Origin of the sequence: Aeromonas sp., assembly GCF_051657805.1 — a bacterium.
Taxonomy (GTDB): domain Bacteria; phylum Pseudomonadota; class Gammaproteobacteria; order Enterobacterales; family Aeromonadaceae; genus Aeromonas.
Map to the genome: position 1 here is coordinate 409656 of NZ_JBOFLJ010000003.1, position 20527 is coordinate 430182.

Below are 20527 nucleotides of genomic sequence, written 5' to 3' on the forward strand. Positions count from 1 at the left end.
ACCCGCCCCCAGCTGACCGGGCTTCTCAGGGCTTGCACCTTCGCCGGCATCCGCAGACGGCCAGGCTGCCAGTGAAACAAAAAGGCAGCCCGCAGGCTGCCTTCATATCGGTGGCTCGGCTTATCCCAGGCGCTTGAGCAGCTTCTCTGCCTCGTTGCGCTGGTGTTCGCTGCCCTGGGCCGCGGCCTCCTGCAGCAGCTCGCGGGCGCTCTCCTTGTCATCGATCTCGAGGTAGGCACGAGCCAGATCCAGTTTGGCCCCCACTCCGCCATCGTCCGCATCCACATCGAAGCCGGTGGACTCCGGCAGCACCTCGGGGAAACCGTCCAGCCCCACATCCAGGGAGAAGCCCTGATAAGGCTCCTGCTCGGTGCTGCTGGCATTGGCCTCCGCCAAGAGCTTGTCGATCTCGACGTAGTCGTTCGCCTGGGCCTGCTCGCGGGGCTTGACCTCCCTGGGCGGCTCCTCGTGGGGCTCCACCTCGGTGAAGGCATCCTCGAAATCGGCGAGGGCCAGCTCGTTGGGATCCCAGGCCTCCTGCTTGCTTGTCTGATCGAGTGCCTGATCGGGGGCCTGCTTGGGCTCGGGCTCGAGGCCGAGCTCCGCCAGCATGTCGTCCACATCGCTCTTGCCATAAGCACCGGCGTCGTTCTTCGCCGCTGGCGCCTTATCGGCGGGCTCGTCGAAGGCGGATTCGAAATCGCTCAGGTCGAAGTTGGCCAGCTCGTCGTCCCGGCGGCTTTGGGGCGCCGCTGCCTCCTTGGCCAGATCGGCGTCGAGATCCGCGTCCAGCTCGGCAAAGAGGGCCGCCTGCAGCTCCTCTTCAGTCATGATCTCATCGCGGGCACCCTTGGGCTTGTCGAACTCCCGGGAGAGATCGAGATCCGGCTCGGACTCGATGTCGAAGCCCCCCTCATGGGCCAGATCCAGTTCGGGTACCAGATCCGGATCCCGGTTCGCCGTGGTCACTGCGGGCTCCACGTCAAAGGCGGAGAGGGCCAGCTCGCCGTCATCGCTGAAGATGACATCATTCTTGCTCTGACCTTCCTCCAGAGCGCTCTCCGGTCCGTTGCGATCCGGTATGGGGCGCATGGGCTCGTCGTCGGCGATGCCCACCGTCATCAGCTGATCGAACTCGCTGCTCTCGTCCCCCATCACCATGGAGGTGGATTCGGAGAGGCTCTTCTCCTGCTCTTCCAGCTCGCGCCGGGCACGGGCCCGCAGCCAGAGCGTCACCAGCGCCAGCACCAGCAGCACGGGCAGCAGGATGATCATGGCGAGGTTCAGCGGTGAGGCGAGCAGCTCCATCACCCAGTTCTGTTTGGGTTCTGGGACCACCACGGGGGGCACCGGCTTGGCCTTGAGCTCGGCCACCTCTTTTTGCAGTGCGGTCTGATCCTGCAGCTGGGCCTTGAGGGTCTCCACCTCTTCGGTCAGGGACTGCAGACGCAGCTTGAGCCTGTGGTTCATCTCGGTGACCTGGCCGAGCTGGGCGTTGGCATCTTCCAGCGCCAGCGCCATCTCGGTGGACGGCTTGCCGACCGGTGCCACCACGTCGGCGGGCAGCGGGGCCGGCGCCGTGCCGGCGGCCGCACTCACCGGACTCGCGACCGGCTCGGCGGTCTTGGCGACCTCCTTCGCTTCGTTCGCCACTGGCGGAGTCACCTTGGGCGCCGCCGGAATGGGGGCGGCCTTGGCCACCGGAGCCTTGACGGGCGCGGCGACGACCTTGGTCTGAGGCTTGGCGGCCTCGGCCTGCTTGCTGGCCAGGTATTTGGGACTCAGCCCCTTCCAGCTGGCGTTGTCGCTGTTGAAGCGGCGACGGGCCTCGGCATCCGTGATGCGGTTTGCCTCGGCCGCCGTGGGCAGCAGGATGCGGGCCCCCACCAGGATGTGGTTGATGTTGCCATCGGCGAAACTGCGGGGATTCTTGTCGTAGATCGCCACCATGGTCTGATAGACGGTCACCCGGTTGGAGGGTCTGTGCTTGCTCGCCAGGCTCCAGAGGGTATCGGTGGAACGGACAGGGCCATAGCTGCCGACCTGGGTGCCCGGCACCTGACGGACGATGGGCTGCACCTTGGGCAAGGTGACAGGGGCGACCGGCTGGGCCTGAGGCTGTGGTTGCACCGCGGGGGGCGGCGTACCATCCGGGCCCTTGAGCTCGACGAAGAAAGGCTCGCGTCCCCCTTCGTCGGCCTGAACCGTGCCCAGAAGACCCAATGCCAGTAGCGTTGCCAGCGTTATGCGGGAGTGTCCCATGTTCGTTCCTTCGTATGACGGCCCTATCACATTGAAAAATCTGGATAGTTACCCCAAAACAATCGGCTCAATATAAATCAGGCGCGGGCCTCAAGCCAGCGATCCGACACATTTAGCGCTCAACTCGTGCCAGTGCACTGGCATCCGGCTAGAAAAAAGCTTAATCCACTGATCTCACGCCACATTATCAAATTTCCCGTCGGCGCCGTCAGTCCCGGCCGGGACCTTGCTGCCGACAGGCCCGCGGGGTGAGACGCCTTCCCCACCCCGGGTCATTCAGGGGCTCAGAGGTAGTCGCGCACCAGCAGTTCGGCAATCTGCACGCTGTTGGTCGCCGCGCCCTTACGAACGTTATCGGCCACGATCCACATATTGATACCGCTGGGATGAGAAATATCCTGGCGCACCCGGCCCACCAGCACCTCATCCTTGCCGGTGGCGTCGCGCACCGGGGTCGGGTAGTCGGCGTCGTCATCGAACAGGGTCACACCCGGCGCATTGCGCAGCAGATCCTTGACCTGCTCGGCGTCCAGGGGCTGGTGCAGTTCGACGTGGACCGCCTCGGCGTGGCCATAGAAGACGGGCACCCGCACACAGGTGGGGTTCACGGCGATGCTGGCATCCCCCAGGATCTTCTGGGTCTCCCACACCATCTTCATCTCTTCCCGGGTGTAGCCGTTGTCGGTGAAGGCGTCGATCTGCGGGATGAGGTTGAAGGCGATCTGCTGGGGGTAGAGGCTGGGCTCCACCGGGCGGCCGTTGAGCAGGTGGGCGGTCTGGCCCGCCAGCTCGCTCACCCCCTCCTTGCCGGAGCCGGAGACGGACTGGTAGGTCGCCACGTTGATGCGGGCGATCCCCACCTCGTCTTGCAGGGGCTTCAGGGCCACCAGCATCTGTATGGTGGAGCAGTTCGGGTTGGCGATGATGTTGCGGTTGCGAAAATCTGCCAGGGCATCCGGGTTCACCTCGGGGATCACCAGGGGGATCTCTTCGTCGTAACGGAAGCAGGAGGTGTTGTCGATGACGATGCAGCCGTGCTCGGCGGCAATCGGTGCCCACTTGGCGGAGACTTCGGCACCGGCGGAGAAGAGCGCTATCTGCACCTGGCTCCAGTCAAACGCCTCCACGTCCAGGATCTCGACGTTCTTGCCACCGAAGCGCACGGTATCGCCGGCGCTGCGGCTGGAAGCCAGCGGGTAGAGGGTCGCCACCGGGAAGGCACGCTCCTCCAGGATCTCGATCATGGCTTCACCCACGGCGCCGCTCGCGCCCAATACCGCTACGTTGAATTGCTGACTCATGTTCTCTCCTCTAAATGGTCCGGTGACGCGCTGGCATCACCCTGTGGCAGACGGGTCTGCCCGATAACGAGTTTGGCATGGCGCCGAACCCAGCGAGGGCGGGCCCCGCAAAGAGGCCCGCCCGCATGTATTCATGACGCCCGAACTAGTCGGGCTGGATGACGAAACCGAGGCGGGCCAGGGCCTCGCCGGCGAAGGGCCCCTTGAGGCGCAGGGACGAGAACTCCCGCCGCTCCGGGTATTGCTTGCGCTGCTCATCGAAGCTGCCGGCCTGGTGGAGGCGATTGCGAAAACGGGCATCGTCCCGGCGCACGTCATAGATGAGGTGAACCAGTTGCTTGATCAAGGCCTGATCCGTCGCCACCCCGGGCGTCAGTTCACGCACCTCGGGGGCGGGCAGCAAGGCTTGCAGATCCTGGCGTGGCACGCGCCCCAGCTGCTGGCAGAGCGCCTGATAGAGCATCCAGGTGCCGCGGGCCTTGCCCTCCAGGCTGTAACCCGCGATATGCGGGGTCGCGATCTCGGTATGGGGCACCAGGGCGGCGAGCGGATGGGGCTCCCCTTCCCACACGTCCATCACCAGCCGCAGCGGCTTGTCGCTTTGCTGGCGGGCGAGCAGGGCCTGGTTGTCCCACACCTCGCCACGGGCGGCATTGATGAGGAACTTGCCCGCAGGCAGGGTCGCGATCTCCTTCTCCCCCAGCAGGTGGAAGGTGGCGTCCGGGCCGCTGTGGGTGATGGGCACGTGGAAGCTGACGATGTCGGCTCCCAGGGCCGTCTGATAGTCGACGAAATGGGCCGCCTCGTCCGCACTGGCTGCGCGAGCACGGGGAGGATCGCAGCGCAGCACTCGCATGCCGAGCGCCTCGGCCTTGCCCGCCACGCACTCGCCGGTGTTGCCGGCGCCGATGACGGCGAGGCTCATCCCGCTCAAATTCAGCTCATGGCGCTCCGCCAGCACCAGCAGGGCGGAGATCACATAGTCCCCCACCGAGTACTTGTTGCAGCCGGGGGCGCTGAAGAAGGGAATGCCCCTTGTGGCCAGCAGGGCGCTATCCACGTGATCCCGACCTATGGTGGCGGTGCCGACGAAGCCGAGTCTGGGGCAATTGGCGAGCAAGGCGGCATCCACCCGGGTCACGGAACGCACCAGCAGCACGTCCGCATCCTGCAGATCCGCCGCCGAGATCTGTCGTCCGGGCAGGGGGATCACCTCGCCAAACTCCGCAAACAGCTCCCTTGCATGGGGCATATTTTCATCAACAACGATTTTCATCAGTTTCTCTATATGAGCGCGATGGCCCACGACCGGCCACAGGGGCGCCATTCTAGCGCAAAGCGCCCCGAGTTTCAGAGGCTTATTCAGGCTCGCCCGCCACCGTGGCCCCTTCTCCGTCCACCGCCTGGCTCATCCCCAGACTCCAGGCCCATATTCACTTTCGGGAACGCAACCTGCGCCACGCAATTGTAACCGCATGTTGTTGACTGGCCCTGACGCCTTGACCTCGGGGGTCTGGCTGGCACAATGGCGCCTCTTTTCCGGTGGCTGCCAAGCCGCCCCCCATATGAGCCCGATGATGCCGACATCCTCCTCTTCGCTACCGCGCAACCAGGTATTGATATTCAGCGCCGCCCTGATCCTGCCACTGACGCTGCTGGCCTGCCTGCCCTGGCATCCCTTCCTGAGCGATGCCCTGCAGTCCACCTGGCTCTGGTGGCCCTATGCCCTCTCCCGTATGGTGGACGTCCCCGGCCTCGCCATTAGCATCCTGGGGCTGGTGCTGCTGACCCGACACAAGCTGACGCTAAGCCTGCCCGCCCTCTTGGCCCTGTGCGCCGCCCTGTTCGCCGTATTGGCGGGAGACTGGCTCATCAAGAGCCTCATCAAGCAACTCACCGAGGAGCCACGCCCTTATCTGCTCTGGCTGGCGGGTCAGCACCTCATCCCCGACATCCACCAGTTCTACGAGGGCAGCAGCGCCCTTCGCACCGAACAGGTCCACGCCGCCAGCCAGTTGCTGGCGCTGCCAGCCTGGCTCGGCAACCATTGGCAGGGGGGGGTGAACTACGCCTTTCCCTCAGGCCACAGCATCGCCGCCATCAGCCTCGCCCAGTTCTTCGGCCTGATCTGGCTGGCGCGGGCTCCGGCCGGCGTCTGGTTGCTGCCCCTCTGGGCGGTGGCCATCGGCCTGTCGCGCACCCTGATCGGCATGCACTGGCCGCTGGATGTGCTGGCCAGCGCCCTGCTCGGCAGCCTCACCGCCCTGCTGGGGGCCCGCTGGTGGCTGCATCGCTACTGACAAGCGAACTGAACGCCGCGCACCAATGACAACGGGCACCCCAGGGTGCCCGTTTTTTTATCCGCTGTGCGGGCTATCAGCCCTTGTTCTGCCAGCCTTCCGGGTATTTGTAACCCTTGAAGCGCTGCTCTGCATAGGTCTTGAACGCCGGGGAGTTGTAGGCGTCGATCACGTCCTTGGCAAACGGCTTGCCCGCATCGGCGCTCTTCACCACCACCCAGTTGATGAAGTCGTAGCTGCGCTCGAGGAAGAGCCCCTCACTGAACGGAATGCCGCTGGAGGCGGCGAAGTTGCCGTTGATGACGGAGAAATCCACGTCTTCCCGGGAGCGGGGCAGCTGTGCCGCCTCCAACAACACCAGCTTGATCTCGTGGGGGTTCTTCACCACGTCAAACTCGCTCGCCTTGAGGGGATTGATGCCCTCTTTCAAGGTCAGCCAACCGAGATCCTGCAGCATCAGCAAGGCCCGCGCCTGGTTGGTGGGGTCATTCGGGATGGCCACCGTGCTGCCCTCGCCCACCTCGGCGAGCTTGCCCTTCTTGCCGGAATAGAGCCCCATGGGACCGGTCGGCACCTGGGTGATGGGAGCGAGCGACAGGCCCCTGTCCTTGGCGAAGCTCTCCAGATAGGGCTTGTGCTGGAAGCAGTTCACATCAAGCGAACCGTCCGCCAGGGCGATGTTGGGGGTCACATAGTCGGTGAACTCCACCAGTTTCACCTTGTAGCCCTTGGCCTCCAGCTGCGGCTTGATGGAGTCAATCACCATGTCGGCAAAATCCCCCACCGTGGTGCCGATGACGATCTCCTGCTTGGCGGGATCCGCGGCAAGGGCGGTGAAAGAGACACTGCTGGCGAGCAGAGCCAGGGCGGAGAGCTTGAAGAAGGAACGGCGCTGCATGGGGACTCCCTGTCAAAATAATCATCGAAACTGTGGTGGGTTGCGGTTTTTGCCACTGGGGTGACCCGCTACAACCATCTAGCCATCCAAATGGCTAATTGAGGCCACCATAGCAGAGCTTTTCCCCTTCGCCAAGCAACAAAATCGGGCAAGCTTATACATTTATGTCCAGAAGCCCTGGTATAAAGAGAGTCAATTGAGATGCTATCACCTCGAAGTGCTCGACATACTGATGAATAACTCCACACACCACAAAGGAACCATTTGGAGGTTAAATGTCTATTTTGACTATCCTGACACTCCCGGATCCTCGGCTAAGTCTACCCGCTACAACGGTGACCGATATTGCCTCCGTACAACCCTTGATCGACGATATGCTGGAAACCCTCTATGCCACATCTAACGGCGTCGGACTGGCCGCATCTCAAGTGGGCAGGCGGGAGGCCGTAGTCGTGATCGATATCTCGGAAGAACGCAATCAACCGCTGATCCTGCTCAATCCCGAGGTCATCGCCGGCGAACGGAGCGCCATGGGAGAAGAGGGATGTCTGTCGGTACCCGATTATTACGCCGAAGTTGAGCGCTTCACCAAAGTCAGGGTCAAGGCGCAGGATCGTCATGGCCAACCGCTAATGCTGGAGCAGGATGGTTTCTTGGCCAGGGTACTCCAGCATGAGATCGATCATCTCAAGGGCAACCTCTTCATCAGCTATTTGTCCCCCCTGAAACGCCAGATGGCCTTGAAGAAGGTCAAAAAAAGCGTGGCTCGCAACCGTTAAGGCCAGATCCCATTGAAAAGGCCAGACAAGTAGATTTCAGCTCGTGCGATAAACAAAAAGCCCGCAGTCATCGACGGCAGGGCCTTGGGGATGCACGAGCGAATCGCTATCAACGATTTATTTGACCGCCTTGCTGGCGTTTTCCATCGCCTGCTTCTCGGCGGCGCCGAGGAGGGCGGTCTGGCGATTCTGCTCCGCCAGGTAACAGGCGTCCTTGTTGACGCCCTGGGCTTGGCAATCCGCCATGCGCTGGGCGGGACTGGAGCAACCCGCCAGCGCAGCAGCGACGGACAATAGCAGAATGATTTTCTTCATGATGATACCTATGGTTAGTGAAATCTCGTCCGGGCAATAAAATGCAGTGGTTACCACTAATGGATGGCATCACTACCCTAACCCTATATTCGGCGATCAATGACGGCTCAAAGGCGGCCGTAATTGAGGGGTCCACCGGCCAGATGGCCGGCAACGATACCGGCGTGAACAAGCCGGCCCTGTCTGCATGGCGCTCATCCTAACGCCGCCCGGGGTCCGCGTCTGCGCCGGATGTGTTTCAAGATGTACGAGGCAACGGGGTGCATGGTGACAATGCCTCCCATCCGCTATTTATCGAGGAGACAATATGCTGCAGCGCAACCACACCGGCCTGCTGGTGGTCGATATTCAGGGCAAGCTGGCACGGCTGGTAGATGAGAGCGAACGGCTCATCGCCAACACGGCCCGGCTGGTACAGGGGTTCAAGGCGCTGGGGCTGCCTGTGGTCTGGCTGGAGCAGAACCCGGACAAGCTCGGCGCGACCGTGCCCGAACTGCAACCACTGCAAGCCGGCAGCCCTGTGCTCCCCAAGTTCAGCTTCGGCGCCCTGGGTGAGCCCCAGGTGGCGGCGGCGCTGGCCGAAACCGGCGTCCGCCACTGGCTGGTGTGCGGCATCGAGGCCCATATCTGCGTCTACCAGAGCGTGCTGGGACTGCTGGAAAGCGGCGCCCGGGTGTCGCTGGTGACCGATGCGGTCTCATCCCGAGACCCCGCCAACCGGGGGCTCGCCATCGGCCAGCTGGCGGCGCGAGGCGCGGCCCTCACCTCGGTGGAGATGTGCCTCTACGAGCTGATGGGGGACTGCCGCCACCCGGCGTTTCGCGAGATCCTGGCCCTGGTGAAATGACGGTCACTCAGCATTTATTAATCTTCGAATAAAAAGTTTGATGGCCCCCACAGATCCTGATGATGCTGCTTTTATGCACAGCCCCTCTCCATCTATCTTCATTCGGCGCCCATCATTGAGCGCCAAATGGCAGCGATGACGCCAGATGCTCGACGCACCCCTTGCAGGACGCGGGCTACCGCATCCGGGCTCCCTGCCGCCGACCATCACAACAGCACAGGGATCAGCATGAAGACAGTGAAAGGACTCCTCCTGCTCGCCGCCATGGGGCTGGCCGCCGAGGCTCAGGCCGCCCGCATCGAAGCCACAGACTATCGCCTGAACTACGAGGGGCGCATCCAGCGTGACTGGGCCAACCAGGACGTGCGACTCAACTGGCCGGCGACCCGGCTCACATTCCGCTTCGAGGGGCGGGAGCTCGCCATCGCCATGGACGGCCAGCAGAGCCAGTTCGATCTGCTGGTAGACGGCCAGTTGCAGGGCGTCATCAAAACGGGGCTGGGCATGCACACCTATCCCCTGCTGAGCCTGCCCGCCCCCCGCGCCGTGCAGGTCGAGCTGGTCAAGCGCACCGAAACCTATGACGCCATGCTGACCCTGGATGCCCTCATCACGGACGGCACGGTGAGCGGCCAGTGGCAGCAGAAGCCCCACCTGCTGTTTGTGGGCGATTCCATCAGCGCCGGCATGGGGAGCGAGTCGAACAAGCGCGACTGCAGCTGGGAGGAGAACCTCAACAGCTCCAACGCCAGGCTCGCCTTCCCCGCCAAGACGGCGGCCCTGCTCGGTGCCACCCATAGCCAGGTCTCCTACTCCGGGCTCGGGCTCCTGCGCAACTGGGGTGGCAATCAGCCCCACCACGCCCTGCCCCACTACCTGGACAAGGCGGGGGCCGTCTATCAGGGCGGCACGGATTTCGAGAGCCAGCACCCGGCGCTCATCGTCGTCGAAGTCGGCACCAATGACTTCAGCTCGGAGCTGCGGCCCCATGAGCCCTGGTCGGATCAGGAGGCCTTCCAGCAGGCCTGGATCGACGGCTATGTCGAGTTGCTGCGGGATCTGCGCCAGCGCTACGACAGCCCTCCCATCATCCTCATGGGCCAATATCTCTGGCCCCATGACAGGCTGAACCAGACCCTGGCCCGGCTTCAACAACAGCTCGCCCTGCTGGGGGAGCCCCCTGTGCTCATCGAGCAGATGCGATCCGAGAACTCAGGCTGCCTCTGGCACCCGACCGCCGCCGAGCACCAGGGCATAGCCGCCAGCCTGGCGGGGCTGATCCGCAGCCAGGGCTTGCTCCCCCGCTAGGGACGCCGCCGTCGTGATCATAAAAAAACGGCGCCATAGGGCGCCGTTTTTGTCGCTTCAATGCCTACTCACACAGTCCGTCCCCCGCTTCAACCCAGCGCCAACCGCTCCTGCAGGTAGTCATAACCCCCCATGCCGTCAGGCACGAAGCTCAGTCTGTGGGTGAGGCCGGGGGGAGCGTCCTCGACATGGTGGGAGACGAAGAGCAACTGGGTCCCCTCACCGATGAGGCGCCCCACCAGGGCACGCACCAGGTGGCGGTTGAGGGGATCCAGCCCCTGCAGCGGCTCGTCCAGAATGAGCAGGGGCGGATGCTTGACCAGGGCCCGGGCGATGAGCACCAGCCGCTGCTGGCCAAAGGAGAGGCTGTGAAACGGCAGCCCCCCCTGCTCCTTTAGCCCCAGCAAAACCAGCCACTGGTTGGCCAGGGCCAGCTGCCGATCCCCGGGCCGGGTGTAGAGGCCGATGGAGTCGTAAAAGCCCGACAGGATCACCGTCAGCACCGAGCCGCTGACGCGATAATCCAGGTGCAGGGCCGGACTCACCAGCCCGATGTGGCGCTTGATCTCCCAGATGCTCTCGCCGCTGCCCCGCTGCCTGCCGAACAGCCGGAGATCGTTGCTGTAGCCCTGGGGGTGATCCCCGGTGATGAGGGAGAGCAGGGTCGACTTGCCGGCGCCGTTGGGCCCTACCAGTTGCCAGTGCTGCTCCGGTTCTATGGTCCAGTCGAGCCCGTCGATCACCACCTGTTCCCCATAGGCGATCCTCAAGCTGCGCATCTGCACCCGGGGGCCGGGGGGCAAGGGCTCAGGGGGGGTTAGCGGCGGTGGCAGTTCGGGCGGGATGGCCTCGGATCGCGCCAGCTGGGCCACTTCCGGGCTCGCCAGCACCCGCTCCCGCCTGCCCGACAGCAGCAGGCTGAGCTCCCCGAGCAACCCCAGATGAGTGGCGAAGGGGGGGATCTCGTCGAAGCGGTTGACGATCACCACCAGTCGCTGCCCCTGTGAGACCAGCTCGACCAGCAGTGCCATCAGCTCGTGGCGCGAGCCCTGATCCAGCCCGTCGAACGGCTCGTCCAGCACCAGCAGTTCGGAGCTGGCCAGCAGTTCGGGGCTGGCCAGCAGGGCCCTGGCCAGCAACAGCTTGCGCCCCTCCCCACTCGAGAGATAGCGGTAAGGGCGATCCCAGAGCGTTTCTATGCCAAAGCGCGCCAGCAAGGCCCGGGCGGCCCCCTCTTCCTCTCCCTCCTCCAGCATCAGGCTGGCGACGCTATAACCCGCCTCCTCCTCTTCCCTCAGCATGTCGGTGTTGCGCCGCTGGAAATCCCGCTCGCCGAGCTGTTGTTGCGACTCGAACGACAGCCGCACCGCCTTGAGTGCACCGGGTACCAGGCCGGCACGCACGCCGAGCTCCCCGCACAGGGCAGAGGCCAGCGCCGTCTTGCCGCTGCCGTTGCTGCCGACAAAGGCCCAGCACTCCCCCGAGGAGAGGGTCAGGTCGGGAAGGAAGAGGGTTTGGTCATTGCGAAGGGCCAGTCTGGCCGAGTGCCACTGCAATAGGGTCATGAGTCCATCCTGTTGATCCGTTTGTGGTTACCTTAACAGGGATCGCGACGGGTCACAGCCATGGAGCGCACCGGAGAGGTCTCCCCGGCGTATTAAAAACAGAGGGATCTATAGACAAAAAGATCACTAAGATTGGATGCGAATAGCTCTCAATAAAACATGATCTCTGTCTCATTTATACCCCCATATGGGACGAATTGAGATTTATATGAAGCCTTTCACAACTCTGAATTGAGCGCCTTTTGAATCGCTATTTCTCATGTATAGATGCCAACGCACCTCGGACGGTGCGCCCTTAAGATGGAGTTTATCAATGAGAAAAACGACGATAGCGTTGGCAATCACAGGGCTGCTCTCTGCCCTGCCCATTGCCTCGGCACAGGCCAATGAGCACTGCCTGCCCCTCGGCGGCAACGAAGCCGGACTCGACACCGGCCGCAGCAGTACTGAGCGCTGCCTGCCCGGTATCAACCCCTTGCAGGATCAGCAGTGGCACCTGCTCAACAGCGGTCAGAACGCGTTCAGCACCCGGGGCGGCGTGGCGGGCAATGACCTCAACCTCTGGTGGGCCCACCGCACCGCCGTGCTGGGCCAGGGGATCAACGTAGCCGTGGTGGACGACGGTCTGGCCATCGCTCACCCGGATCTGGTGGACAACATTCGCCCCGGCTCCAAGAACGTGGTAACCGGCGGCAGCGATCCTACGCCCACCACGGCGAACACTGCCCACGGCACCTCGGTGGCGGGCATCATAGCCGCGGTGGACAACGCCATCGGCAGCCGGGGTGTGGCACCGGCTGCCCAATTGCAGGGCTTCAACCTGCTCGATCCCGCCAGCCAGCAGTTGCAGCGGGACTGGCTCTACGCCCTCGGCGACAGCCAGGCCAGCGGCGACAACCGGGTATTCAACCAGAGCTACGGCATGAGCCTGATCGCTCCCCGTGGCAGCGATGACCTCAATCGCCGTCAGCTCGATACCCTGATGGAGCAGATGACCCAGAAGGCCGAGGGAGCCGCCTACATCAAGGCGGCAGGCAACGGCTTCAACCGGATTTCCTCCGGCAACTATGTGTTCAATCGCAGCGGCAACAACCCCGCCCTGCCGTTTGAAAACAGCAACCTGGACCCCTCCAACAGCAACTTCTGGAACCTGGTGGTGAGCGCCAGCAACGCCGATGGCGTGCGCTCCTCCTACTCCAGCGTCGGCAGCAACGTCTTCCTGAGCGCGCCGGGCGGGGAATACGGCACCGACTCCCCCGCCATGGTGACCACGGATCTGCCCGGCTGCGACATGGGTTACAACCGGGTGGATCGCCAGACCACCAACGGCTTGCACAACAACCCGCAGCTGGATGCCAGCTGTGACTACAACGGCACCATGAACGGCACCTCCTCGGCCACCCCCAACACCGCCGGTGCCGTGGCCCTGCTGATGTCCGCCTACCCGGATCTGTCGGTGCGGGACCTGCGGGATCTGCTGGCCAGAAACGCCACCCGCATCGAGCCTGCCCAGGCGCCCGTACGAGTCAGCTACACCAGCGCCAGCGGCCAACTGCGCCAGGTCACCGGGCTGGAAGGCTGGGAGCGCAACGCCGCCGGTCTCTGGTTCAGCCCGACCTATGGCTTTGGCCTGATAGACGTGAACAAGGCCCTGGCCAGCGCCGCCACCCACGCCCCCCTGCCGGCCCTGATCCAGGCCCCTTGGCAGAAGGTGACGGTACGTGGCGCCGCCGCGGCCATCCCGGATGTAGGCAGCGCCCCGACCACCTCGAACATCCAGGTGGATCAGGCGCTCACCGTGGAGGCGGTGCAGGTGAAAGTCAGCCTGGATCACCAGCGTCTGCCCGATCTGCTGATCGAGCTCGTCTCTCCATCCGGTACCCGCAGCGTGCTGCTCAACCCCTACAACAGCCTGGTTGGCCAGTCCCTCGAGCGTCAGCAGAGCGGCACTGTGCGCACAACGGGGATGCGTGACATGCGCCTGCTCTCCCACAAATTCTACGGGGAGGCCGCGGCGGGTGAGTGGCGGCTGGAGGTGACCGACGTGGCCAATGGCACTCGTCAGGTCTCGCTGCTCGATCGCCGCACCAATGTGCGCAGCACCCTGACCGAGCGCAACAACAGCCAACCTGGCCAGCTCATCGACTGGTCACTGCGGGTCCTCGGCCACGAGCCGGCCCGTACCTAACAGCACAGGAGTCATAGCATGAAACAGATTCTCTTTGGCCTCACCCTGGCAGGCCTGCTGACCGCCCTGCCGGCTCTGGCGGCTCTGGCGGACGAGTCCGTCACCATAGATGGCAAGCAGTATCGCGCCATCGAGGTGAACGGCCAGACCTACTTCACCCCGGACAACGGCAGCAAGAAACGGGTGGCCCGCAGCCTGGATGGCAAGGCCGCCCAGCCGGGGCTGCGCAGCGGCGACGTCCTCTTGCAAGGGGCGGCCAGCCCCGAGCTCGTGGTCAGCGGCACCCTGCTGGTGGTAGCTGAGGATACGCAAGCGAAGTCCCTGGCCAGCCGCCACGGGCTCAGCTTCAAGCAGAGCAGCGGTGGCATCGCCCTGCTGACCGCCAAGCCGGGCGCCGATCTGAACGCCATCGCCAGCCAGCTCAGGCAGGAAGGGGTCGAGGTGCAGATCGAGCTGGGCGGCCCCGAGCAGCAGCCGAAATAAGCGCGTTCTCGCACCGGAATACGCCAAAACAACAAGGGGGCCCATGGCCCCTTTTTTTCCTTTCCCCATGTCTGTTTTATCGACAACATTTTCCCATCGAACGCGCACACAGACAGGGCGCGAGGAGAGCCTGTCTCGATGCGGCTTGGGGTGTGAAACGATATGGTGCTGCGAACTTCTGTCAGCGCGACCTGGCTCTCATGCCCCGCTCAGGGTCGCCCACTCACGCAAGGGGGATTCCCTTGCCTCAATGCCAGCAGGCGTGTCGCAATAGCCGGGCTCGCCAATGAAACCCCTGCCCCCGCATGATGCCCTGCGCCCTGACAAAGGAGAGGTGATGGCGGTTCTCCACCCCTTCCACGATGACGTTGTCATGACCCCAGGAGCTCGACGCCTGCTCGATGAAGGCCGGGTCGGCCCTGCCATAGCATTGCCAGAAACACTGCTTCGCTATCTTGATCCCGTCGAAGCATGCGCGCAGTTCAGCCGGGAGGGCATGAATGGCCTGATTGGCATCCATGATCCAGAACCGGATCCCCAGTGCCCTGAGGGGTTCCATGGCCTGCATCACCTGGGTGGACAACCCGTTCAATACCTGGGCCATCTCGAATCCAATATCGATCTTGAACTGATACAGGAAGGGGAGGAAATCCATCCATGAGATGCGGCCACCGAACAAGGCCGGATCCACGTTGAGAAAGAGGCTCTGATAGAGTGCCCCGTCGTACTGGCTAATCTTCTGGAAAAACTCCAGCTGGCGAGTCAGCAACAGAGCCTGAGTGGCTTGCTGATACTCTTTGGGGTCTGTCTTGTCAGGAAAAGGGCGGTTCCCAAGCAATGACAGGACTTCGAATGACAATATCTCGCCCGCATCCAGCTCGACGATGGGCTCCAGGGTGTGTCTGAGCCGATCGCCCGCTGATTCATCTGTGTTCTCTATCATGGCTCCCCTCCACAAGAAACCCGGAACGGTAGGGATAGAAGATGTAACCGGCTCTGGCTACCGTGACCAGACAACGGCAATCGGGATCCGCTCTTCGCAATAGTTTCCGGATATTGGACAGGGCCACGGAGACGGTGTTTTCACATACCACCCGGCCATTCCAGACGGTATTGAGAAGCTCATCCTTGGATACCAGATAACCGCTGTTATTGACTAGATACCTCAATACACGGGTTTCTCGGGAACCCATTCTGATCACCTGGGATTGCTGCATTCCGGCGAAATTACAAAAAGTGAAGGTCCCCTGATTTAAATCGACGATGATGTCTCTGTCCTTATTGATCAAATATTCCACTGCTGCGCTTTTTTTTATCACTTCCAATTCCAGCATGACCGGCCTCCGTGTTAACCAGTAACTGACGTTCGACACACGCTCTGTGCTCCGTCATTACCAGCCCAATGACCTGACTCAGGCTGAACTAGGGGTATTCTCACAGAATTAATACGTGCATTGATGATAATAAAATAATATCTCTCGATTGGATTAATTTAAGATTAAAAACAAATAGTTAACTAACATTCTTCATTCACAGAGACCCATGAGAGACAGAGTAATAATCTTACATTCAACACATCACAGAATAAAACACTAAAATTATTATGTTTGTTAGCAAGCGTAGCTGAGTAAATGCTCGCGATAGACAACTTATCCTTTCCTGGGCCGAGCAAATTAAATGTCTAAAAACTCAGCATCGGATTGGAAAGTCATCGTACAGGAATGGAACATCCACACGATGATGGATGGGATCATGGAGAGAGGCCGCCTCGACATAAACAGGTCATATAACCCGAAGGAGAGCCTATCTATCAAGCTGGTTGAGAGTAATTAATAGCCCATCCTGCCATGAGAGAACAAAAAGCAGTCAATCTCGTGAGGGGAATGAAATAGCCATGGCGGAGGAGAGTCAGGAAGCATAATAAAACACCGCGCTCAGCCACAAATAATCCGTCAACCTGTTGGTATGGAACGGGCTCTGCCCGCCTCTCTGTGGCAATAATATCGAGAGGTAGCCCTCTCACCGAACCGGGATCAATAAAAAGGCGCCCATTGGGCGCCTTGTCATTCTCGAATCGTCGTGAGCGCGCTTAGCCGGCCTTATGCTGCTCAGCCAGATAGAGCCAGGTGTCGACGACCGTATCCGGGTTGAGGGAAACGGAATCTATACCCTGTTCGACCAGCCAGGCGGCAAAGTCCGGGTGATCGGAGGGGCCCTGACCACAGATGCCCACATACTTGCCGGCCTTGCGGGCGGCCTGGATGGCCATGGCCAGCAGCGCCTTGACCGCCTCGTTGCGCTCATCGAACAGGTGGGCGATGAGGCCGGAATCCCGATCCAGGCCCAGGGTCAACTGGGTCATGTCATTGGAGCCGATGGAGAAGCCGTCGAAGTGCTCGAGGAACTTGTCCGCCAACAGGGCGTTGGAGGGCAGCTCGCACATCATGATGACCTTGAGGCCACGCTCGCCACGGCGCAGGCCGTTCTCCGCCAGGATCTCCACCACCTGCTCCGCCTCACCGACGGTGCGCACGAAGGGGATCATCACCTCGACGTTGGTCAGACCCATGCCATCGCGTACCCGCTTCATCGCCTCGCACTCCAGGGCGAAGCAGGGGCGGAAGCTGTCGGCGATGTAACGGGAGGCGCCGCGGAAGCCGATCATGGGGTTCTCCTCGTGAGGCTCGTAACCACGGCCCCCCACCAGGTTCGCGTACTCGTTTGACTTGAAGTCCGACATCCGCACTATGACCCGTTCCGGCCAGAAGGCAGCCGCCAGGGTGGCGATCCCTTCGGTCAGCTTGGCGACGTAGAACTCGCGGGGGCTCTCGTAGCCCGCGATCATCTTGGTGATGGTGGCCTTGAGCTCAGGGCTCTGCTTGTCGAACTCCAGCAGCGCCTTGGGGTGTACCCCTATCATGCGGTTGATGATGAACTCGAGGCGAGCCAGCCCCACACCTGCGTTCGGCAGCTGGGCGAAGTCGAAGGCGCGGTCCGGGTTGCCGACGTTCATCATGATCTTGATGGGCAGGCGCGGCATGTTGCCCACCTCGGTCACCGCCACGTCGAAATCGAGCTCACCGTCGTAGATGAAACCGGTGTCCCCTTCGGCGCAGGAGACGGTGATGAGGCGGCCATCCTCGATATGGTCGGTGGCGTTGCCGCAGCCCACCACGGCCGGGATCCCCAGCTCACGGGCGATGATGGCGGCGTGACAGGTGCGGCCGCCACGGTTGGTGACGATGGCGGAGGCCCGCTTCATGATGGGTTCCCAGTCCGGATCCGTCATGTCGGTGACCAGCACGTCGCCGGGCTGCACCTCGTCCATCTGGCTGATGGAGGAGATGACCCGCGCCGGACCCGAGCCTATCTTGTGGCCGATGGCGCGCCCCTCGATCAGCACCTTGCCGGATTGTTTGAGGGCAAAGCGTTCCAGGGTGTTCGCCTCCTGGCGGCTGCGCACCGTCTCCGGGCGCGCCTGGACGATGTAGAGCTGGCCGTCCTGACCATCCTTGGCCCACTCGATGTCCATCGGGCGGCCGTAGTGCTGCTCTATGATGAGGGCCTGCTTGGCGAGCGCCATCACCTCTTCATCCGTGATGCAGAAGCGGTTGCGCTCGGCCTCGCTCGTGTCGACGATCTTCACCTGACGGCCGTGGCCGGCGTCGTCGGAGTAGGTCATCTTGATGAGCTTGGAGCCGAGCGTCTTGCGCACCACGGCGGGGCGGCCGGCCTTGAGAGTCGGCTTGTGCACATAGAATTCGTCCGGGTTGACGGCCCCCTGCACCACCATCTCACCCAGGCCCTGGCTGCCGGTGATGAAGACCACGTCGTTGAAGCCGGATTCGGTATCCAGGGTGAACATGACGCCGGAGGCGGCGAGATCCGAGCGCACCATGCGCTGCACCCCGGCCGAGAGCGCCACGCCCTTGTGATCGTACCCCTGATGCACCCGGTAGGAGATGGCGCGATCGTTGAACAGGGAGGCAAACACATGCTTGATGGCGGTCATGACGGCATCGATGCCGCGCACGTTGAGGAAGGTCTCCTGCTGGCCGGCGAAGGAGGCATCCGGCATGTCCTCGGCGGTGGCGGAGGAGCGCACCGCGAAGGAAGCCTCGAGCCCGGCACTCAGCTTGGTGTAGGCATCGCGCACGGCCTGCTCCAGCGCCGGCTGGAAGGGGGCTTCCACCACCCAGTCGCGGATCTGCTGGCCGGCCTTGTTGAGGGCGGCGATGTCATCCACGTCCAGGCTGTCGAGCAGGTCGTGGATCTTACCGTTGAGACCGCTTAACTCCAGAAACTCGTTGAACGCAAAGGCGGTGGTCGCAAAACCGCCGGGCACGGACACGCCGGCACCGGAGAGGTTGCTGATCATCTCGCCAAGGGATGCATTCTTGCCGCCAACGCGCTCTACATCCTGCATTCCGAGCTGTTCGTACCAGAGTACGTACTGTTGCATTTGCATGTCTCCAGATTGGTGGGCCAGGGTGCCGAGCACCTGCTGCGCCAAATCATGTGTTTTTGTATGTGTGTGTTGCCAACGACCGTGAAAACGTTTTCTATTTATGGTCAAAAAAATCCCCACGCAAGATTTGGGGATGGCCGTTTGACACAGACATTCTACAATGGCGACACAGAAAGGTAACGAGTCAGGTTTGCAAGCGAGTTCACAACTTGGAAACGGCAGACCTGTTGACAAAAGGGGTATGGTTTCGAGAGATACTGAATCGTTATCCCCTGCCCTCGCACTTCACAGGAGTACCCAGTGCACACCGTATTCTATGTATCCGACGGTACCGCCATCACGGCCGAAGTATTCGGTCATGCCGTGCTGAGCCAGTTCCCCCTGGTGTTCGAGCAGGTCACCATTCCCTTCGTGGAGACCCTGGAGAAGGCTCGCCAGGTGCGGATGCGCATCGACGAGCAGTTTCGCCAGACCGGGGTGCGTCCCATCCTGTTCCACACCATAGTCGACCACCAGGTGCGGGACGAGGTGCTCAAGGCCCAGGCCAGCAGCCACGACTTTCTCAACACCTTCGTGAGCCCGCTCGAGCAGGAGCTCGGGATCAAGGCCGAGCCCAGGCTGCATCGCACCCACGGCATGGAGAACCGCAAGCTCTATGACGATCGCATCGAGGCGGTGAACTTCGCCCTCACCAACGACGACGGCATCACCACCAAGGAGTATGACGAGGCGGACATCATCCTCATCGGCGTCTCCCGCTGCGGCAAGACCCCGACCAGCCTCTATCTGGCGCTGCAGTTTGGCATCCGCGCCGCCAACTATCCCTTCATCGAGCAGGACATGGGATCCCTCGATCTGCCCACTCCCCTCAAGGCCAATCGCCACAAGCTGTTCGGCCTCACCATTGCCCCCCAGCGGCTGCACGAGATCCGCAACCAGCGCCGGGCCAACAGCCGCTATTCATCCCTTGAGCAGTGCGAGCAGGAGCTGGCGAGCGTGGAGCGGCTGTTTCGCCAGGAGGCGATCCGCTTCCTCGACACCAGTTCCCACTCGGTGGAGGAGATCAGCGCCAAGATCCTGGAGGCGACCGGATTGCGCCGCCAGCTCTGCTGATCGGCAGACATTTTTCAGCATGAGACGCCATGAAATGACACTGTGGCAATATAAATGAACAGCAGCGAGGGGCGAAAATGACGCCGACCTGAGGCGCCGGCGACACCTTGCTCAGGAGAGAGGGTGGGAACCTGGCTTGTTGAGCTCCTTGTTGTTCATCAACCAGCCATGCAGGGTCAGCAATCCCATCCCCTTGCGTACCCGCTCGCTTAGCCAGCAGGCGGGGAGCAACCCCGCTCCGGCGGCTAACGCCAGCACCATGGCGATGTGGGCGACCAGATAATCCGCTCCCTGCCAGCCCCACACCATGAGGCAGGCCACCACCATGGTCAGCAACATGGGGGAGAGCCAGATCCCGAGCCAGAGCGCGGCGACGACGAGCCCGCCGACAAATTTTTCTACCATATGAGTCCCTTTCAAATAAAAAGCCAATTGCTCACGAAACATGTCGATAGTCAACCGCCCATCAGCCAATCGCTCACCAAGCCATCAACCACTCCCAGAACCCCTTCCCAGATCATAAAAAACCTGCGTAAAGCCGGAAATTACAGCGGAAGCTAAGGAAAACAGGTGCATGAGCGGGCGTTTATCATTATTCTGCTCGGGTTGATAGCCACCACAAAAAACCGAAGGCGGCCATCCGTAACGAAATAAATACGGTTTTTGTCATGTTTTCGGCACGACGTGCTGATCCGGCTCA

17 protein-coding genes are annotated in these 20527 nt (G+C 62.0%); 7 read left to right on the forward strand and 10 right to left on the reverse strand.

Translation table 11 applies throughout. The annotated features are described in order from the left end of the window. Window positions 1-120: 120 nt before the first annotated feature. From ACRCYW_RS02275 to ACRCYW_RS02285, 3 genes are all read right to left on the reverse strand, one after another. Window positions 121-2262, reverse strand: coding sequence for a FimV/HubP family polar landmark protein (locus tag ACRCYW_RS02275; protein WP_438548557.1), 2142 nt, complete (start codon window positions 2260-2262; stop codon window positions 121-123). A gap of 284 nt (window positions 2263-2546) precedes the next feature. Next, entirely contained in the window at window positions 2547-3563 is a 1017-nt protein-coding gene (locus tag ACRCYW_RS02280) for an aspartate-semialdehyde dehydrogenase (RefSeq protein WP_438548558.1), read from the reverse strand. Between the two features lie 145 nt (window positions 3564-3708). Next, entirely contained in the window at window positions 3709-4839 is a 1131-nt protein-coding gene (locus ACRCYW_RS02285) for a 4-phosphoerythronate dehydrogenase (protein WP_438548559.1), read from the reverse strand. Between the two features lie 301 nt (window positions 4840-5140). On the opposite strand from ACRCYW_RS02285, the gene ACRCYW_RS02290 reads away from it, so the two are divergent. After that, the gene (locus ACRCYW_RS02290; protein ID WP_438548589.1) at window positions 5141-5863 is read left to right on the forward strand and encodes a phosphatase PAP2 family protein; all 723 of its coding nucleotides are present in this window, start codon (window positions 5141-5143) and stop codon (window positions 5861-5863) included. A gap of 76 nt (window positions 5864-5939) precedes the next feature. On the opposite strand, the gene ACRCYW_RS02295 is transcribed toward ACRCYW_RS02290, so the two are convergent. Next, window positions 5940-6761 (reverse strand): MetQ/NlpA family ABC transporter substrate-binding protein, encoded by an 822-nt coding sequence (locus tag ACRCYW_RS02295; RefSeq protein ID WP_438548560.1) that lies wholly within the window; start codon window positions 6759-6761, stop codon window positions 5940-5942. A gap of 275 nt (window positions 6762-7036) precedes the next feature. On the opposite strand from ACRCYW_RS02295, the gene def reads away from it, so the two are divergent. Further along, window positions 7037-7540, forward strand: a complete 504-nt coding sequence (gene def / locus ACRCYW_RS02300) for a peptide deformylase (RefSeq protein ID WP_438548561.1) — start codon at window positions 7037-7039, stop codon at window positions 7538-7540. A 117-nt stretch (window positions 7541-7657) separates the two neighbouring features. Here the strand turns inward: def and ACRCYW_RS02305 are convergent, their stop codons facing one another. Further along, complete coding sequence (locus ACRCYW_RS02305; RefSeq protein WP_438548562.1) at window positions 7658-7855, reverse strand: lipoprotein; 198 nt, start codon at window positions 7853-7855, stop codon at window positions 7658-7660. 307 nt (window positions 7856-8162) lie between these two features. Here ACRCYW_RS02305 and ACRCYW_RS02310 point away from each other — a divergent pair, with 307 nt between their 5' ends. Together ACRCYW_RS02310 and ACRCYW_RS02315 are read left to right on the forward strand one after the other, a co-directional pair. After that, window positions 8163-8702 carry a hydrolase gene (locus ACRCYW_RS02310; protein ID WP_438548563.1) on the forward strand — a complete coding sequence of 180 codons (540 nt, stop codon included), beginning with the start codon at window positions 8163-8165 and terminating at the stop codon, window positions 8700-8702. Window positions 8703-8930: 228 nt separating this feature from the next. Next, window positions 8931-10010: a GDSL-type esterase/lipase family protein gene (locus ACRCYW_RS02315; RefSeq protein WP_438548564.1), complete on the forward strand. Its 1080-nt coding sequence runs from the start codon at window positions 8931-8933 to the stop codon at window positions 10008-10010. Between the two features lie 89 nt (window positions 10011-10099). Here the strand turns inward: ACRCYW_RS02315 and modF are convergent, their stop codons facing one another. Further along, complete coding sequence (gene modF / locus ACRCYW_RS02320) at window positions 10100-11575, reverse strand: molybdate ABC transporter ATP-binding protein ModF (protein WP_438548565.1); 1476 nt, start codon at window positions 11573-11575, stop codon at window positions 10100-10102. Window positions 11576-11888: 313 nt separating this feature from the next. Here modF and asp point away from each other — a divergent pair, with 313 nt between their 5' ends. Together asp and ACRCYW_RS02330 are read left to right on the forward strand one after the other, a co-directional pair. Next, on the forward strand, window positions 11889-13763 hold the full coding sequence (gene asp, locus ACRCYW_RS02325) for a serine protease Asp (RefSeq protein WP_438548566.1): 1875 nt from the start codon (window positions 11889-11891) through the stop codon (window positions 13761-13763). Between the two features lie 18 nt (window positions 13764-13781). Continuing rightward, the gene (locus ACRCYW_RS02330) at window positions 13782-14246 is read left to right on the forward strand and encodes a serine protease chaperone (protein ID WP_438548567.1); all 465 of its coding nucleotides are present in this window, start codon (window positions 13782-13784) and stop codon (window positions 14244-14246) included. 247 nt (window positions 14247-14493) lie between these two features. Here ACRCYW_RS02330 and ACRCYW_RS02335 read toward each other — a convergent pair whose 3' ends face one another. From ACRCYW_RS02335 to ppsA, 3 genes are all read right to left on the reverse strand, one after another. After that, entirely contained in the window at window positions 14494-15189 is a 696-nt protein-coding gene (locus tag ACRCYW_RS02335) for an EAL domain-containing protein (RefSeq protein WP_438548568.1), read from the reverse strand. Then, window positions 15170-15580 (reverse strand): winged helix-turn-helix domain-containing protein, encoded by a 411-nt coding sequence (locus ACRCYW_RS02340; RefSeq protein ID WP_438548569.1) that lies wholly within the window; start codon window positions 15578-15580, stop codon window positions 15170-15172. Before ACRCYW_RS02340 ends, ACRCYW_RS02335 begins: the two co-directional genes overlap by 20 nt. A gap of 755 nt (window positions 15581-16335) precedes the next feature. Continuing rightward, the gene (ppsA, locus tag ACRCYW_RS02345) at window positions 16336-18708 is read right to left on the reverse strand and encodes a phosphoenolpyruvate synthase (RefSeq protein WP_438548570.1); all 2373 of its coding nucleotides are present in this window, start codon (window positions 18706-18708) and stop codon (window positions 16336-16338) included. Window positions 18709-19014: 306 nt separating this feature from the next. On the opposite strand from ppsA, the gene ppsR reads away from it, so the two are divergent. Further along, window positions 19015-19827 (forward strand): posphoenolpyruvate synthetase regulatory kinase/phosphorylase PpsR, encoded by an 813-nt coding sequence (gene ppsR, locus ACRCYW_RS02350; protein WP_438548571.1) that lies wholly within the window; start codon window positions 19015-19017, stop codon window positions 19825-19827. 111 nt (window positions 19828-19938) lie between these two features. On the opposite strand, the gene ACRCYW_RS02355 is transcribed toward ppsR, so the two are convergent. Beyond that, window positions 19939-20232 carry a hypothetical protein gene (locus ACRCYW_RS02355; RefSeq protein WP_438548572.1) on the reverse strand — a complete coding sequence of 98 codons (294 nt, stop codon included), beginning with the start codon at window positions 20230-20232 and terminating at the stop codon, window positions 19939-19941. Between the last annotated feature and the right edge of the window lie 295 nt (window positions 20233-20527).